A 13,712-nucleotide genomic window follows, 5' to 3' on the forward strand; every position below is an offset into this window, starting at 1 on the left:
TGGGGTGAAAGCTCAGAAGATCATGTTGCGACATAACACAACATTTTTTAATGTTGTGTTACATTGAGCCTGGTCACGACGGCCAACGTTTAGTGCCAACCTCAAAGGAGAGTTTCCGATGCACCCCCAATCCGATTTCACGCTGGAGCGGCGGAAGGTCGACATCCTCCAACTGTTCTTCTTTCTGATCGGAGCACCCCACATCTACGGTGCACTGCGCTCTACTGAGCGACAGCGGCAAGCTAAGCCGCCCCTGATGCAATATCTGGCGGTTGGGATGCTGGCGATGGCGATCGCCAGTGCTGCTGAAATGTGGCTGATGTAAGAGATATAGGGTCCAGGGTATGAGGCTAGAGACCGACCCTGAACCCTGCACCTTGCACCCTACACCCTCTATCCCTGCTGCTGAAGTTCGCTATAGGCGGCATACACCCCCTGCACCGTATACCAGTTGAGAAACACCCGCGCCAGTTCCAGAGCCACCCGGGGCTTGCCTTGGGCAATCAGCCAGCGCAATAGGGGGGCCATGGTGCGCTCGTTCAACCGCCCGCCCGCGGTGAGCAAGCCCCACAGCAGTCGGTGCAGCCAGGTCATCTGAATCATCATGCGCACCTCGCGGGTGGGGTGCTTTTGATAAAAGATCGCTCCCATGCGGCCGCGCTGAATTTCTTGGTCGATCATCTTGGGAATTTGATCGAGGGAGAAGGGTGGATGGTAGTGGTAGCCCACGGCTTCAGGCACTTTGATCATAGTGACGCCCAGATTTTTGAGCCGCACCCCCAGTTCTAAATCCTCCCAGCCGTACTGGCTAAACTCGGTGTCGAACAGGCCAGCGGTCAGCAGCCAGTGGCGGGCGATCGCCAGGTTAGCCGTATCAAAAAAGGCGTTGGAGAAGTCCGTCACCTTGGCGGGTTCGACGGTGGGCCGCTCAAAGTTGCTGGTGTTCACTAGGCGCCCGGCAGTGAATACGCGATCGTCTCCTAAACGTTGGTAGGCATCGACTAGAGCCTGGGCATGGGCCTGGAGACTGCCCGGCGGCATAATCACATCGCTGTCCACAAAGACAATAGTGTCCCCCTGGGCCACCTGCACCCCGTAGTTGCGGGCCGCCGCCGCCCCCTGGTGGTGACGCTCCACCAGCCGCACATGGGGAAATTCGGCAGCAGCGGCTTGCAGCCACTCAATCGTGCCATCGGTAGAGCCGTCATCTACCACTACCAGTTCGTAGTCGGTAATTAGGGCGGAGTCAAAAACCTGGTTTTCAAGGGCACGCAAGCACTTTTCGAGAATGGGCTGGCGATTGTAGGTAGGGGTAACAACGCTAAAAAACACGGCGGGCCTCCAAATGGCCCTAATATCCTAGCGCCTTGGCCTGCTCTAGACGCGATTGGGCTATGCCCCTATCCATCCCAAAAAATAATGGCATATTCAGTATAAATGAACTAAAGTTCATGTGTATTTATGGCCGACGATCAATGGGCGCTAAGACAGAGCTAAGGACAAGGATAGACAGCGGCCATCAACTAGGGTGGAGGCCTTGGCAGGGAATGACTCTGGCCCTCGTGCTGCTGACTACGGCCTGCTCCAGTTCCCGCCCAGACCCCAGCCCTCGTAACGTCACCCTGCACCAAAAGTGGGCGCTGCAGCCCGGCGATCGCCTGGCAGGATACTCAGTACAGAGCGGCCTAGGCGACATTACGGTCGATCTCAAGGGCAATCGAGTGTTTATGCCGTTTGATGGTCAGGTGCAGCCTGCCAAAGGCAACGCCGACCAGTGCATCATTTTATCGAGCCCCGATGTGCCGGCCTACCTGTTTCGCCTCTGCGGGCTGCGCCAGGTGAAGCTGGGTGACCTGTCCCAGGGTGAGCCTATTGGCAGCGGCAACACCGTGGCCTTTGCCACCCTCCGACGCCAGGCCGATGGCACCTGGGCGATGGTTGAGCCCGCCAAAGAGCTGCTGGCGCAGTTTTTAGATCGACCATAACGGTCACTCCTCCGCCGGCAGTCCTTCCAGCAGGCCCCCTTCCGCCGGGGCTCCGGCGGGGGTGTCTATACCCGGCAGCGGTTGCAGCGGGTCGGTTTCGGGAGTCTCTGCCCCCAGCTCGCGCAAAATTGGGGTCGCTGGCTCGGGCTCCTCTAAAAACACCGCCGACAGCACCGCTTGTAGCGTGGGAGCCATGGCAATACGGTTTTTGTAGACCAAAATCACCCGAGCCAAGGTGGGCAGTTGATTCTGCTCAGCCACGAGATACAAGGGCTCTACGTAGATCAGAGACTGTTCAATGGGAATCACCAGCAAATTGCCCTGCTGGGCCTGGGACCCCTGGGTGTCCCAGAGAGAGATGCGCTGGGAAATCTCGGGGTCTTGGTTGATGCGGGCCTCGATCTGCTCAGGGCCAAACACCAGATCCTGCTTGGGAAAGCGGTAGAGCAGCCGCAGCCCGTAGCGATCGCCGTCCGACCTTGCCGCTAGCCAGGCAATTAAATTGTTGCGCTGATCGGGAGTAAACAACCGCAGCAGCACAAACTCCTCGGTGTCTTCCTGGGGCAGCTTCATAATCAGGTAGTAGGGATCAACCTGCTGGGCCTCGTTCGCATAGATTTCATTAGGCGCGCGCCACTGGTCTTCCCGGTTATAAAACACTTGGGGATCGGTCATGTGGTAGGTCATGAGCGAATTGGCTTGTACCGAGAAGAGATCCTGCGGGTAGCGAATGTGGGCGCGCAGGCTATCGGGCATGGCCTCTAGCGGCTCAAACATGGCAGGCAGCAGCCGATCCCAGGTCTGAATAATGGGGTCGTTGGGATCCGTGACAAAAAAGCTAATTGCCCCGTTGTAGGCGTCGACCACCACCTTGACCGAGTTGCGAATGTAGTTGAAATCGTTGTCGCTAGGGTCAGAGTAGGGGTACCGACCGCTGACGGTGTAGGCATCGATCACCCAATAAAGGTAGCCTTCGGTGTCTTGGGAATCGTAGTTTTCGACGGTGAGGTTCGGGTCGCGATCGCGAAAACCCTCAAAGCTGACCGTGCTGGGGGGACGGCTGCCGTGAGCTACGCCAGTACCCCATTGCCGCGAGGCGTTGCCAATGTCAGCGACCACTAGGTAGGGATCGGTGTCAAAGCGCAGAAAAGGCGCGATCGCCCGAACGCGATCGGCAATGTTGCGGCGAAACAGCAGTCGCGTATCGGCGGTAAAGTCTTCAGTAAACAGCATGCGCCAGTCGAGCAGGTAGCGAGCAAACAACAGCCGTCGCCAAATGCTGTCCAGGTTAATGCCGCCCCGGCCCAGGTAGGAGGTATAGACATTCTCGTTGCCGCTGGGGTAGTCAAGCTCCAGCAGTTGGGTGTTGGTCATGACGTAGGTGTCGGTGAGCTCCCCAAAATACAGGCGCGGCTCACCGATGGGAATGCTTTGACGCACCTGGTCGCTGCTGGGCAGGTTGTTGATGCCGCTAACAAAGTAGGTGGGTAGCCCATCGGGGCCAGCGGTATTCACCGGGCTCATGGTGAAGCCGTAGCCGTGGGTATAGACCAGGTGCTCGTTCACCCAAGTTTTAGCAATCTCGGGCACCCGCTCATAGTTGAGTTCCCGCGCTGAGATCATTACCTGACGGCGCTCTGAGCGGCGCTCCTGGTTCAAAATATTGTAGCGATCGAAGTCGGCATCTTTAAACTCGTAGTACAGGCGGATTTGCTGAAGCTGACGGTTGCTGTCGAGCAGCGGCCGTGGGTCCCACAGACGAATGTTTTCGAGGGTGAGATCGTTTTGCTGGATGTCTTCGACGTTTAGATCACCGCTAGAGTCAAAGGGTTCTGACTCAATGGCCTCTAGATCAAAGGCGGTGCGGGTGAGGGCGATGGAGTTGGTAATGTAGGGGCGCTCACGCTGAAGTTCGTTAGGCTGCACCACTAGCCTTTGCACCACAGCAGGCGCTATCACTAGACCCAACAGGGTTAATGCCAAATAGCCACAGATTCCTTTGATCAGTAAACTGGTGCGCCCCATCCCTGCCCACCACCCCAAGGGCGCTTTGCCGGCACCCGTGGGAGAAGTTCTGCGCATGGGGTTGATATAGGTTGGGGCCCACAGCAGCCCTCGGCTTAAAAAGACCAGCCCCATCCCCAGAGCGAATATCGACAGCAGCCAGTTCGCGGGCAGCACCACATTGACGTGGGTGTAGCCAGCGCCATACACCACGCCTTCACTCGCATAAAGCACTTCGTAGCGCGCTAGCCAGTGACTAAAGCTGGTGGCCAAAAACAGCAGTCCGGCCAGGCTGTAGAGGTGCTGCTGCTGGGCGACTGAAAAACCATAGAAGCGCCCTTGACTGAGGGTTTGGCCTCTGAGCAAGTAGACCAGATACACGCTGACCAGGGTGAAAAACAGTCCGCCAATCACCCAAAACTCCAGCAGGCGCAGCACCGGCAGCCGAAAGATGTAAAAGGCAATGTCTCGGTCAAAGATCGGCTCTGTCTGACCATAGGGTACGGGGTCGAGGGAAAGCAGCAAGGCTGGCCACTGCTTGGCTAAAATCAGCCCGTAGCCGAGGCTCATCAGCATTGCCGCCAGTCGCCCCAGCTGTCGCGGATATAGCAAAAAGGCCACGGTGCTAATGCCTAGGGCGATCAGCATCCAGGGCTGAGTGATAAAAATTTGCCCAACGACCTTAAATAGCTGGAGCTTGGGCCATAGGGCGAGGGGTGTAGCGGAGTCGTAGAGGGTGGTGGTCTGCTGCCAAAAATCGCCGGCAATTTGCCCCTGGTAAATTAGCTGCAAGCCCAGCAAAAAGCTCAGGGTGACCCCCAGCAACAGCAGCCCGCTGAGGCCTAAACTGCTGGCCTGATCGCGGCGATCGCTAGGCTTCTCCATCGGCTGGGCGCGATCGGCCAGGGCCAGGTTGCCCCAGGTAAAGCCCAAGGTGCACAAAATAGGAATAATGCCGAGCAGCAGCTGTGACTTAAGCCGCAGCCAAAACACCTCTAGGTAGTTGACTTCCCCAAACCAAAGCTGCTCAGCTTGAAGATTAATAATCGCATCGAAAAAGATCAGAGTTAGCAGCCCTAGACCCAGCCACCCCCATCGGGGCAGACTTTTTGCAAATGCCTTAGTGATCATGGGCCCTACGGATCGACACCTACCCCAGCAGTGCCTAGATTGTAGCGCCGCCGGGCTGAGCCGCTATCAACAGCTCTTGTTCTCAAAGTCACACTGGTAGATAAAAGGCTCTTGCCACTGCAGCGGAATTTCGAGCAGATCGCGCACGCCGGTAATACCCTGGCTAATGAAGAGCAGCACTGCCACCGTGTTGAGCGCCGCGTGGGTCAGCCGCCAGCTCTTGGACTTGTAAATCTCGGGCAGGGTGGCGAGGGCGAAGATCATCAGCATGGCCGCTGTCATACCCAAGTAAAAGTGAGACACCGGCCACTCATAACCGCGCCGAAATACCCCCGGCTGCATACCCACTAGCCAGAGCCCCATGCCGGTCAGGGTCGCAAAGGTACCCCGCCAAACCCGGCTGCTGGAGCGATACAGCAGCACCAAAGCCCCCAGGGTGAAGGCGTACATAGCCACCACAAACACCCCTCGAAAGAGGTCCTCAGCCCAGACATTTTCTTGGGAAAGGGTCTTGAAAATGGGATGGGCTAAACCCAAAAGCACTAAACTCACCACTGCCCCGGATAGCCATTGCCCAACCCGCACATGCTCTTTGCCCACCACTGGGGAAATAGTGGTTTTGGCTTTGTCGGCAACGGCCAAACGCCGCTGGCGAGTCTGCACCGCAAAATAGACGGCTACGCCAATCAGCGGCATCACCACCGTAACGGCCAGAAACGGGTGCAGCAGTCTGAGCAGATCGGGGGCATCCAGCATGGGGCTTTCTGAAGAGAGGGCGTGGTTAGGCTAAGTTTTTCCTACTTTAGGACACAACTCTCAACCGGCACCGTGATTCGCCGCACAATCTTGGGTATTGGCAACCGAACGATGGTCAAAGACCGGCTCTGATGGACGATTCTCCGCAGGGGACGCTTTGCGATCGCCCTCCCCCCACCCGTCTACCCGTGCCATCCTCACAACGCCGCTAAGCCCAAAGATTGAAGCGAGATAGGTGCTGCTCTAAGGCTTTAGGAATCTGCTTGGCAATGTCGGTCTTAGTCTTAAAAGTCAGCCGGTTCTGAGCAGGCAGGTCAAAGGGGTACTGCCCGACAATGTCCGATCGCTCCATTTGGGCCAGCAAAATTTGCTCGGCGGGCTTCGCCTGAAGCGCGTAGCCCATCTCCACGCAAACGTGGGGGCTGGGCAGCAGCAGCGTAGTGTTGCCCTCCACGGCTGCGATCGGGGTGCCATCGGCCACAAACAGCAGCGACTTGCGAATTTTGCGAGTGAGAGCGCTGTTGAGCCGAGCGGGGCCGTCGCTGAGCCGGTGGGACACCTCTAGGGTGAGGGCAATGCGAGACTTTTTGTTAAAGCTTTCGATCGCATCGGTGAGGGCCTGATGCAGAGCCTCGGCCGACTCGCTGTACTCCTGCTGATAGCAGAAGTAGATAATCGGCTCCAGGCGGGCCATGACATCTAGCTTAGTGAAGTAGATCTCGTGGCTGATCAGGTCGATGTTAGCGATCCCGTAGCCGCCGCTGCCCTCAATGTAAAACTCCACAGTTTCGCCATCGAGGTACCGCTGAAACCAGGCCGACTGCTTCACATCGGCACTGTCGTCCAAAAAATCGGCCCGCAGTGCTGACTTCAGCAGGCTGTTTTTGCTCAGCCGCAGGTCATGGGGCCGCTGCTCTAAATCTCGCACCGGCTCGTAGGCTTCGAGGTACCAGGCTTTGAGGGCAATAATGGCCATAACGAGTCATCCTCTAGGGCGGTGGGCTGGCCTTAAAGGCCGGTCTGCTCGGGCGCGAGTCCGAAATATCGCTTGATTCTAAGGCCAGATCGAGATTTGGATGGGAACAAAATCGAAAGAAATGTTGAGCTACACACGACCTAGGGCTCACAACGCCTTAGAGGTCGGGGTTTTGAACCGATATCAGCGCGTTTTGTCCAAGTTGCTGCTTTAGGCGCTGTGCCTATCGTCATTACATAGTTCAATTGTACTAAATTTTTCACAATAGCGGAGGACTTGGTCTAGGCTATTTGGGTCTGCTTCCGTGCTTTGCCCCCAAGGATGCTTGCCATGATTGACCTCTATTATTGGACGACCCCCAACGGCCACAAGGTCACCATTTTTCTCGAAGAAGCTGATGTGGACTACACCCTCAAGCCCATCAATATCGGCAAGGGCGATCAGTTTAATCCTGACTTTCTAGCGATCGCGCCCAACAACCGCATCCCCGCCATCGTTGATCACGACCCAGCCGACGGTGGTGAGCCCCTGAGCCTGTTTGAGTCGGGAGCAATTTTGCAATATCTAGCCGAAAAAACCGGGCAGTTTTTGCCGTCGGGGCTGCGCGATCGCGCCAACGTTATGCAGTGGCTGTTTTGGCAAATGGGCGGGCTAGGGCCAATGTTGGGCCAAAACCACCACTTCGGCAGCTACGCCCCTGAGAAAATCCCCTATGCCATCAACCGCTACGTCAAAGAGACCGAGCGTCTCTACGGCGTTTTAGATCGGCAGCTTGAGGGCAAAGACTTTATCGCCGGCGACTACTCCATCGCCGATATGGCCTGCTACCCCTGGATTGTGCCCTACGAAACCCAGCAGCAAAACCTGGAGGATTTCCCCAACCTGAAGCGCTGGTTTGAGGCGATCAAAGCGCGGCCAGCGGTGGAGCGGGCCTATGCGATCGCCGAGTCAATGCGCGCTGAATCAACCATGAGCGATGAGGCCAAGGCGATCCTGTTTGGTCAGGGACGGCGGTAGGAAAGTAAGGAAGATAGGGAGATGAGGGGATGAGGAGAAAAAGTAGCAAAACCTTCCTCATCCTCCTTACCTTCCTTATCTTCCCTACCTTTTACTAGGCCAACACCCCATTCAAAAAGATATCCGTCAAACACTCGGCCAAATCTTTCATCGCTTGGGGCGAGGCGGCTTCGTCGCCGAGGGTGTCTTGGCTAAACCCAGCGACCGTAAACATGCCCAAAAAGACGCGCGCTACCATGCGGGCGTTCATCGGTCGGTAGACGCCGCGATCCATCGCAGTTTGGAAGAAAGCTTCGGCAACGTCGATCATTTTGCCGATCACTTCGGTTTGAATTTGCTCCCGCAGCTCGGGGTGAAACTGCGCTTCCATAAAGCACACCCGCATCAGGGCCGAGTTCTTTTGCAGATTGAGCATGCGCCGCTGCATGACCTGGCCGATCGCCTTATAGCTAGCCATTTCGCTCAGCTCAGTCAGCAAGTCGGTAAGAATTTCGACCCAGCCCTGGCTGGCCACTGCCACTAGAATCGCTTTCTTATTCTCAAAATGGCGGAACAGAGTGCCCTCGGCCACCCCGGCGCTCTGGGCCAGTTCGCGGGTAGTCGTGCCCCCATAGCCATGCTTAGCAAACAGCTTTAGAGCCGCTTTTAGAATCTTGGTCTCCGTATCGGTTTCCGCAGGGGCGGTTTTAAAGAAAGGCACCATCACAAAAACCCTCAAGAGTAAGCACAGATCGGCTTCTGTGGCCCATTGTGACCCCATTTTTCCGCAGCCCGGGGTCGGGTTCACATAACCTCATAAAACCTGAGATAACTACTCTTAAGGGTGGTGGTTGATGATTCTAATCAGAGCTACTGATCAACCGAGCTGACTGTGACAGGTTTTAACGCCTAGGGTCTAGGGTTCAAGGTGCCGGATTTAAGGCAGGTCATGCACCTGAGGCCTTAAACCTTGAACCCTAAACCCCCATCAACCTGTCACGTTTGGCTTCCCAGATTACTAAGCTGCCGGTTCCGCAGCAGCCAGGGTTTGCTTAACGATCTCATCGCTAATCTGCCGCTGGAGGGTGGTATCGTCGGCGGAGCGCTCCAGAATGCTGTTGAAAGTATCGATCGAGAGACCGTCAGCCTCAATGGCTTTTTCCATATCGCCTTCGGTGCTCTGGCGAATAGCGATGATGCGATCTACGGCCGCTTTAAACTTTTTGTCGTCTTTTTTAGAAATTTTGGCTTTCTCAGCAATTTTAGCCATGTCTTCAGAGCTTTCGGCTGCACCGGTGAGCTGAGTCTCTGCGATTGCATTAAACCGCTCAATGGTTAGACCTTCGTCTTCTACGGCCTTGGCCATCTTCTGCTCGGCCTGGAGACGCAGGGTTTGCACCTGCTGGTAAACCTTGGCAAAGGTGGCAATGTCGGTGTCGCTAAGGGGCGCACTGGCGTCAATCTCAGGCACTTCTACCCCAGTAGCCTGGGCCAGCAGCGGGGATGATGAGCTGGCCCAAGCTGCTCCTGGGGTCAGCCATGCCAGCACTATTAGTAGAGCAGCAACACAATATCTCACCATAGCGGGGTCTCCTGATAACGCAAGTCAGCTTGGACAATCTTTCCTAGCCTAGCCCTTTGTTAACACATCGGCATGGTGGCGCAGATGGTCAGCCATAAAGGACGCCATAAAAAAGTAGCTGTGATCGTAGCCCGGCTGCATGCGTAAAACTAGAGGTTGTCCGGCCTCTTTGCAAGCGTCTGCAAAAACGTCGGGCAGCAGCTGGTTTTGCGCCAAAAAATTATCGGCGGTGCCCTGGTCAATCAAAATGGTGCGATCGCGCTGCGGATGAACCTTCACCAGCTCCGTCGCGTCGTAAGCCTTCCAGCTATTGGAATCTGCCCCTAGATAGCCCGAGAACGCCTTCTGACCCCAGGGACATTGGGAGGGGGCGGCGATCGGCGCAAAGGCCGAGATCGATTTGAATAGCTCGGGATTGCGCAAGCCGCACACCAGCGCCCCGTGGCCCCCCATGGAGTGGCCAAAAATGCCCATGCGATCGCGCCGCACCGAAAACTCCTGGGCAATTAGCTCCGGCAGTTCTTGCACCACATAGCTATACATGGAGTAGTTTTTGCTCCAGGGCGCTTCCGTGGCATCCACGTAGAACCCAGCTCCAACGCCAAAGTCCCAGGCCTCCGGCTCATCGGGCACCCCTTCACCGCGAGGGCTGGTGTCGGGGGCCACTAACATAATGCCGTGTTCCGCAGCATAGCGCTGAGCTCCGGCCTTGCTGGTGAAATTGTCTTCGGTGCAGGTTAACCCCGACAGGTAGAACAGCACCGGCACCGGGCCAGTCTGCGCCTGGGGTGGCACAAACACCGCAAATCGCATCTCGCAGTTGCAGACATCAGAGGGATGGCTGTAGTAGCTAACTGTGCCATCAAAGCAGGCATGTTGTTTATGGAGAGTAAGGGCCATAGGGGTAGATGGTAGAGATGTTTGTGGGATAGCCTCTCGGCTGTCTATCTGGGACAGGCAGGCTCCCTATTCCACCCGAGAAAAGCAGGTGGTTTCAGGTTTGTGAGATAGCCGTCTCGGTTGTCAAAAAAGAGCCTAAAACGTCACCACGCTGCGAATGCTCTCACCCCGGTGCATGAGGTCGAAGGCGGTGTTGATCTCATCCAACGGCATGACGTGGGTGATCAGGTCGTCGATGTTGATCTTGCCATCCATATACCAATCGACAATTTTGGGTACGTCGGTGCGACCCCTGGCTCCACCAAAAGCCGTGCCCTTCCACTCCCTTCCGGTCACCAGCTGAAAGGGGCGGGTGCTAATTTCTTCGCCCGCGGCGGCAACGCCGACAATGACGCTGACGCCCCAACCCTTGTGGCAGCACTCTAGTGCCTGGCGCATGAGGTTGACATTGCCCACGCACTCAAAGCTGTAGTCGGCCCCGCCGCCCGTTAATTCCACCAGGAGGGCTACCAGGTCGCCCTCCACTTCTTTCGGGTTGACGAAGTGGGTCATGCCGAATTTGGTAGCCAATTCTTGACGGTTGGGGTTGATGTCAACGCCGATGATTTTGTTGGCCCCCACCATGCGGCAGCCCTGAATGACGTTAAGGCCAATGCCGCCCAGGCCAAACACCACCACGTTGGCACCGGGTTCAACTTTGGCAGTGTTAATCACTGCGCCCAGACCCGTGGTGACGCCGCAGCCGATATAGCAAACCTTCTCGAAGGGGGCATCGGAGCGAATCTTGGCCAAGGCGATCTCGGGTACCACCGTGTAGTTCGAGAAGGTGGAGGTGCCCATGTAGTGAAACAGCGGCTTCCCACCCAGAGAAAATCGGCTGCTGCCATCGGGCATGAGACCCCGCCCCTGTGTGAGGCGGATAGCCTGGCAGAGGTTGGTCTTAAAGCTGAGGCAGTATTCGCACTGACGGCACTCAGGCACATAGAGCGGGATCACGTGATCACCGGGCTTAAGGCTGGTAACGCCAGGACCGACTTCGGCCACTACTCCGGCCCCCTCATGACCCAAGACTGCTGGAAACAACCCTTCGGGATCTTTGCCAGAGAGGGTGTAAGCATCAGTGTGGCAAATGCCGGTGGCTTTGATTTCGACTAGCACTTCACCCTCGCGGGGCCCCTCTAGCTGAACGGTTTCAATAGTCAGGGGTTGGCCAGGGCCAAGGGCAACGGCAGCTCTAACATCCACAAGCAAGATCTCCTTTGGGGCAGTCAAAACGGTGGCGTGGGTGCCAAACGCAGAATTTTGTAGTCTGTCGCTTGGTATCAACACCTGTCATGGGAATCGCCAATTTGGCTAGTTTGGCAAGGGGCTGAAACCGGCTCAGATGAGCTATTGCAACCTCTTAGTCAGCTTACCGACTTTGCAGCGCTTAGGCTATCTGTCAGCATTCTCAGACATTGCTCGGCACAATGGCCGATGTGAGGCTAGACAATCCCCTACACCCGTTTGCCCACGGGCATCTTGAGCTCATTGGACTTTGTTCATCTACGATATGGCTCAACTTTTGCAGCGATCGCGCAGACCAATCTACAAGCAGGCTAATTCTGCTGGGTTCACGCTGATTGAAGGATTGATTGTGGTGGTGATTATGGGGCTGATGGCGGCGATCGCGGCCCCCTCATGGTTTAGTTTTGTGCAACAGCGCAAGATCAACGCCACCCAAGACATGGTGTATCAGGGAATGCGGGCTACCCAGGCCGATGCGATGCAGCAGCGCCACGATCGCCGCTTCAGTATTCGCGATCGCAACGGGCGAATTGAGTGGGCCAGTCATCCTGAAACGACGTTATCGACCCAAGTAGTCGCTTGGTCTCCCTTGGTTGAGGGCGTTGTCTTTGCCGACATCGACAACACCATGCTCAGTTCGGGCGGCACTTACTATGTCAAGTTTGATATGTACGGTAACGTCAAGGCTGGCCTCAGCACTGTAACCTTCTCAACGGGTGGCAGCAAACTAACCCATCGCTGCGTGGTGGTTTCTACCATGATTGGGGCGATGCGCAAGGGCAAAGGACACACCCAAGCCAATAGCAACGATCGCTTCTGTTATTAACCTCTCCCCCCACTTGGAGCAAAACCGAGTTTAATAGGTTAGCGCCATGACATGGTTTAGGAGTGAGTGAATGTCAGAAAGAAATGAGGGGTGGTACGTAGTTCAGGCCGAAGACGGCACCTGCAACGTGCTATCCGCAGAAAGCATTAGCCGCGAGCGATTGCAGGAGCGTCGCCCTATGTGGGGACCCTACGCCACCCAGCAGGAAGCCATTACCCGCCGGGTGGGGTTGATTCGCAGCGGCAAATGCGAGCCCGCTTGAAGAGGCACCACGACCCTAGGCAGCAGTTCGGCCCCGGAGCGAGTCGTAGCTCTGCAAAAACCAGGCGTAGGTCTGCTCAATACCAGTTTTGAGATCGGTTTTAGCTTGCCAGCCCGCTGCGTTGAGGCGCGAGACGTCGAGCAGTTTGCGCGGGGTGCCGTCGGGCTTGGTGGTATCAAACACTAGGTCACCTTCATAGCCGACCACAGCTTTCATAGTGAGGGCCAATTCTTTGATTGAAACCTCTTGCCCAGTGCCGACGTTGACGAAATCTACGTCGTTGTAGTTGTTCATCAAAAACACTAGGGCGTCGGCTAAATCATCAACATACAAAAACTCGCGCAGCGGGGTGCCGGTGCCCCACACGGTGACGGTGGGTTCGCCATTGACTTTGGCCTCGTGGAACTTGCGCATCAGCGCGGGCAGCACGTGGGAATTGGCCAGATCAAAGTTGTCGTTGAGCCCGTAGAGGTTGGTGGGCATGGCCGAGATAAAGTTCACCCCGTACTGGCGGCAGTAGTTTTCGCAGAGCTTGAGGCCGGCAATTTTGGCGATCGCATAGGGCTCATTGGTCGGCTCTAGAAAACCCGTCAGCAGATAGTCTTCCTTCATCGGCTGCGGGCACAGCTTGGGATAAATGCAGGATGACCCTAAGAACAACAGTTTTTGCGCGCCGTGCTGGTAGGCGCTGTGGATGATGTTGGCCTCAATCATCAAATTGTCGTAGAGAAACTCGGCTCGATAGGTGTTGTTGGCATGGATGCCACCCACCTTAGCTGCCGCCAGAAAGACGTAATCGGGCTTTTCTTGGGCAAAGAACTCATCCACTGCTACCTGACTGCGCAGGTCAAGCTCTTGGCTTGAGGGCAGTACCAAATTTTCATAACCCTGGGCTTTAAGGGTTCTCACCAGGGCACTGCCTACAAGGCCACGGGAACCAGCTACATAGATTTTTGATTGAGTATCCATAGGGTTGAGCTCAGATAAAAATTACGTAAGAACTAAAT

The 13,712-nt window shown here is 56.1% G+C and carries 14 protein-coding genes; 5 read left to right on the top strand and 9 right to left on the bottom strand.

The genetic code is table 11. The features are described 5' to 3' along the window. The first annotated feature begins 118 nt into the window (after positions 1 to 118). The gene (locus H6F59_RS00965) at positions 119 to 325 is read left to right on the top strand and encodes a hypothetical protein (protein WP_190524248.1); all 207 of its coding nucleotides are present in this window, start codon (positions 119 to 121) and stop codon (positions 323 to 325) included. 68 nt (positions 326 to 393) lie between these two features. On the opposite strand, the gene H6F59_RS00970 is transcribed toward H6F59_RS00965, so the two are convergent. After that, positions 394 to 1,332, bottom strand: a complete 939-nt coding sequence (locus tag H6F59_RS00970; protein WP_190694408.1) for a glycosyltransferase — start codon at positions 1,330 to 1,332, stop codon at positions 394 to 396. 215 nt (positions 1,333 to 1,547) lie between these two features. Between H6F59_RS00970 and H6F59_RS00975 the strand changes: the two genes are divergently transcribed. Next, the gene (locus H6F59_RS00975) at positions 1,548 to 1,985 is read left to right on the top strand and encodes a hypothetical protein (protein WP_190694410.1); all 438 of its coding nucleotides are present in this window, start codon (positions 1,548 to 1,550) and stop codon (positions 1,983 to 1,985) included. Between the two features lie 3 nt (positions 1,986 to 1,988). On the opposite strand, the gene H6F59_RS00980 is transcribed toward H6F59_RS00975, so the two are convergent. From H6F59_RS00980 to H6F59_RS00990, 3 genes are all read right to left on the bottom strand, one after another. Next, positions 1,989 to 5,120: a UPF0182 family protein gene (locus H6F59_RS00980; RefSeq protein WP_190694412.1), complete on the bottom strand. Its 3,132-nt coding sequence runs from the start codon at positions 5,118 to 5,120 to the stop codon at positions 1,989 to 1,991. A gap of 66 nt (positions 5,121 to 5,186) precedes the next feature. Beyond that, entirely contained in the window at positions 5,187 to 5,876 is a 690-nt protein-coding gene (locus H6F59_RS00985; RefSeq protein WP_190694414.1) for a DUF4079 domain-containing protein, read from the bottom strand. A 208-nt stretch (positions 5,877 to 6,084) separates the two neighbouring features. Beyond that, on the bottom strand, positions 6,085 to 6,852 hold the full coding sequence (locus tag H6F59_RS00990; RefSeq protein ID WP_190694416.1) for a hypothetical protein: 768 nt from the start codon (positions 6,850 to 6,852) through the stop codon (positions 6,085 to 6,087). Positions 6,853 to 7,182: 330 nt separating this feature from the next. Between H6F59_RS00990 and H6F59_RS00995 the strand changes: the two genes are divergently transcribed. Next, positions 7,183 to 7,869, top strand: a complete 687-nt coding sequence (locus H6F59_RS00995) for a glutathione S-transferase N-terminal domain-containing protein (protein WP_190694418.1) — start codon at positions 7,183 to 7,185, stop codon at positions 7,867 to 7,869. Positions 7,870 to 7,963: 94 nt separating this feature from the next. Here H6F59_RS00995 and H6F59_RS01000 read toward each other — a convergent pair whose 3' ends face one another. The 4 genes from H6F59_RS01000 to H6F59_RS01015 all read right to left on the bottom strand — a co-directional run bounded on the left by H6F59_RS01000 (position 7,964) and on the right by H6F59_RS01015 (position 11,575). Continuing rightward, positions 7,964 to 8,572 (bottom strand): TetR/AcrR family transcriptional regulator, encoded by a 609-nt coding sequence (locus H6F59_RS01000; protein ID WP_190524228.1) that lies wholly within the window; start codon positions 8,570 to 8,572, stop codon positions 7,964 to 7,966. A gap of 294 nt (positions 8,573 to 8,866) precedes the next feature. Further along, positions 8,867 to 9,430, bottom strand: coding sequence for a DUF4168 domain-containing protein (locus H6F59_RS01005; protein WP_190694421.1), 564 nt, complete (start codon positions 9,428 to 9,430; stop codon positions 8,867 to 8,869). 48 nt (positions 9,431 to 9,478) lie between these two features. After that, positions 9,479 to 10,330, bottom strand: a complete 852-nt coding sequence (gene fghA / locus H6F59_RS01010) for an S-formylglutathione hydrolase (protein ID WP_190694423.1) — start codon at positions 10,328 to 10,330, stop codon at positions 9,479 to 9,481. A gap of 135 nt (positions 10,331 to 10,465) precedes the next feature. Continuing rightward, positions 10,466 to 11,575: an S-(hydroxymethyl)glutathione dehydrogenase/class III alcohol dehydrogenase gene (locus tag H6F59_RS01015; RefSeq protein ID WP_190694425.1), complete on the bottom strand. Its 1,110-nt coding sequence runs from the start codon at positions 11,573 to 11,575 to the stop codon at positions 10,466 to 10,468. 307 nt (positions 11,576 to 11,882) lie between these two features. On the opposite strand from H6F59_RS01015, the gene H6F59_RS01020 reads away from it, so the two are divergent. After that, positions 11,883 to 12,443, top strand: coding sequence for a Tfp pilus assembly protein FimT/FimU (locus H6F59_RS01020; RefSeq protein WP_190694427.1), 561 nt, complete (start codon positions 11,883 to 11,885; stop codon positions 12,441 to 12,443). Between the two features lie 70 nt (positions 12,444 to 12,513). Further along, positions 12,514 to 12,705: a hypothetical protein gene (locus H6F59_RS01025; RefSeq protein ID WP_190524215.1), complete on the top strand. Its 192-nt coding sequence runs from the start codon at positions 12,514 to 12,516 to the stop codon at positions 12,703 to 12,705. A 15-nt stretch (positions 12,706 to 12,720) separates the two neighbouring features. On the opposite strand, the gene H6F59_RS01030 is transcribed toward H6F59_RS01025, so the two are convergent. Then, positions 12,721 to 13,674 (bottom strand): GDP-L-fucose synthase, encoded by a 954-nt coding sequence (locus H6F59_RS01030; RefSeq protein ID WP_190694429.1) that lies wholly within the window; start codon positions 13,672 to 13,674, stop codon positions 12,721 to 12,723. Positions 13,675 to 13,712 lie beyond the last annotated feature (38 nt).

The organism is Nodosilinea sp. FACHB-141 (assembly GCF_014696135.1).
Lineage (GTDB): Bacteria > Cyanobacteriota > Cyanobacteriia > Phormidesmidales > Phormidesmidaceae > Nodosilinea.

Excerpts from the sequence above, each read along its gene's own strand:
- H6F59_RS01030 (WP_190694429.1), bottom strand. The coding sequence starts at position 13,674 with ATGGATACTCAATCAAAAATCTATGTAGCTGGTTCCCGTGGCCTTGTA.
- fghA (WP_190694423.1), bottom strand. The coding sequence starts at position 10,330 with ATGGCCCTTACTCTCCATAAACAACATGCCTGCTTTGATGGCACAGTT.
- H6F59_RS00985 (WP_190694414.1), bottom strand. The coding sequence starts at position 5,876 with ATGCTGGATGCCCCCGATCTGCTCAGACTGCTGCACCCGTTTCTGGCC.
- H6F59_RS01025 (WP_190524215.1), top strand. The coding sequence starts at position 12,514 with ATGTCAGAAAGAAATGAGGGGTGGTACGTAGTTCAGGCCGAAGACGGC.
- H6F59_RS00980 (WP_190694412.1), bottom strand. The coding sequence starts at position 5,120 with ATGATCACTAAGGCATTTGCAAAAAGTCTGCCCCGATGGGGGTGGCTG.
- H6F59_RS00975 (WP_190694410.1), top strand. The coding sequence starts at position 1,548 with ATGACTCTGGCCCTCGTGCTGCTGACTACGGCCTGCTCCAGTTCCCGC.
- H6F59_RS01005 (WP_190694421.1), bottom strand. The coding sequence starts at position 9,430 with ATGGTGAGATATTGTGTTGCTGCTCTACTAATAGTGCTGGCATGGCTG.
- H6F59_RS00995 (WP_190694418.1), top strand. The coding sequence starts at position 7,183 with ATGATTGACCTCTATTATTGGACGACCCCCAACGGCCACAAGGTCACC.
- H6F59_RS01020 (WP_190694427.1), top strand. The coding sequence starts at position 11,883 with ATGGCTCAACTTTTGCAGCGATCGCGCAGACCAATCTACAAGCAGGCT.
- H6F59_RS00990 (WP_190694416.1), bottom strand. The coding sequence starts at position 6,852 with ATGGCCATTATTGCCCTCAAAGCCTGGTACCTCGAAGCCTACGAGCCG.
- H6F59_RS00965 (WP_190524248.1), top strand. The coding sequence starts at position 119 with ATGCACCCCCAATCCGATTTCACGCTGGAGCGGCGGAAGGTCGACATC.
- H6F59_RS01000 (WP_190524228.1), bottom strand. The coding sequence starts at position 8,572 with ATGGTGCCTTTCTTTAAAACCGCCCCTGCGGAAACCGATACGGAGACC.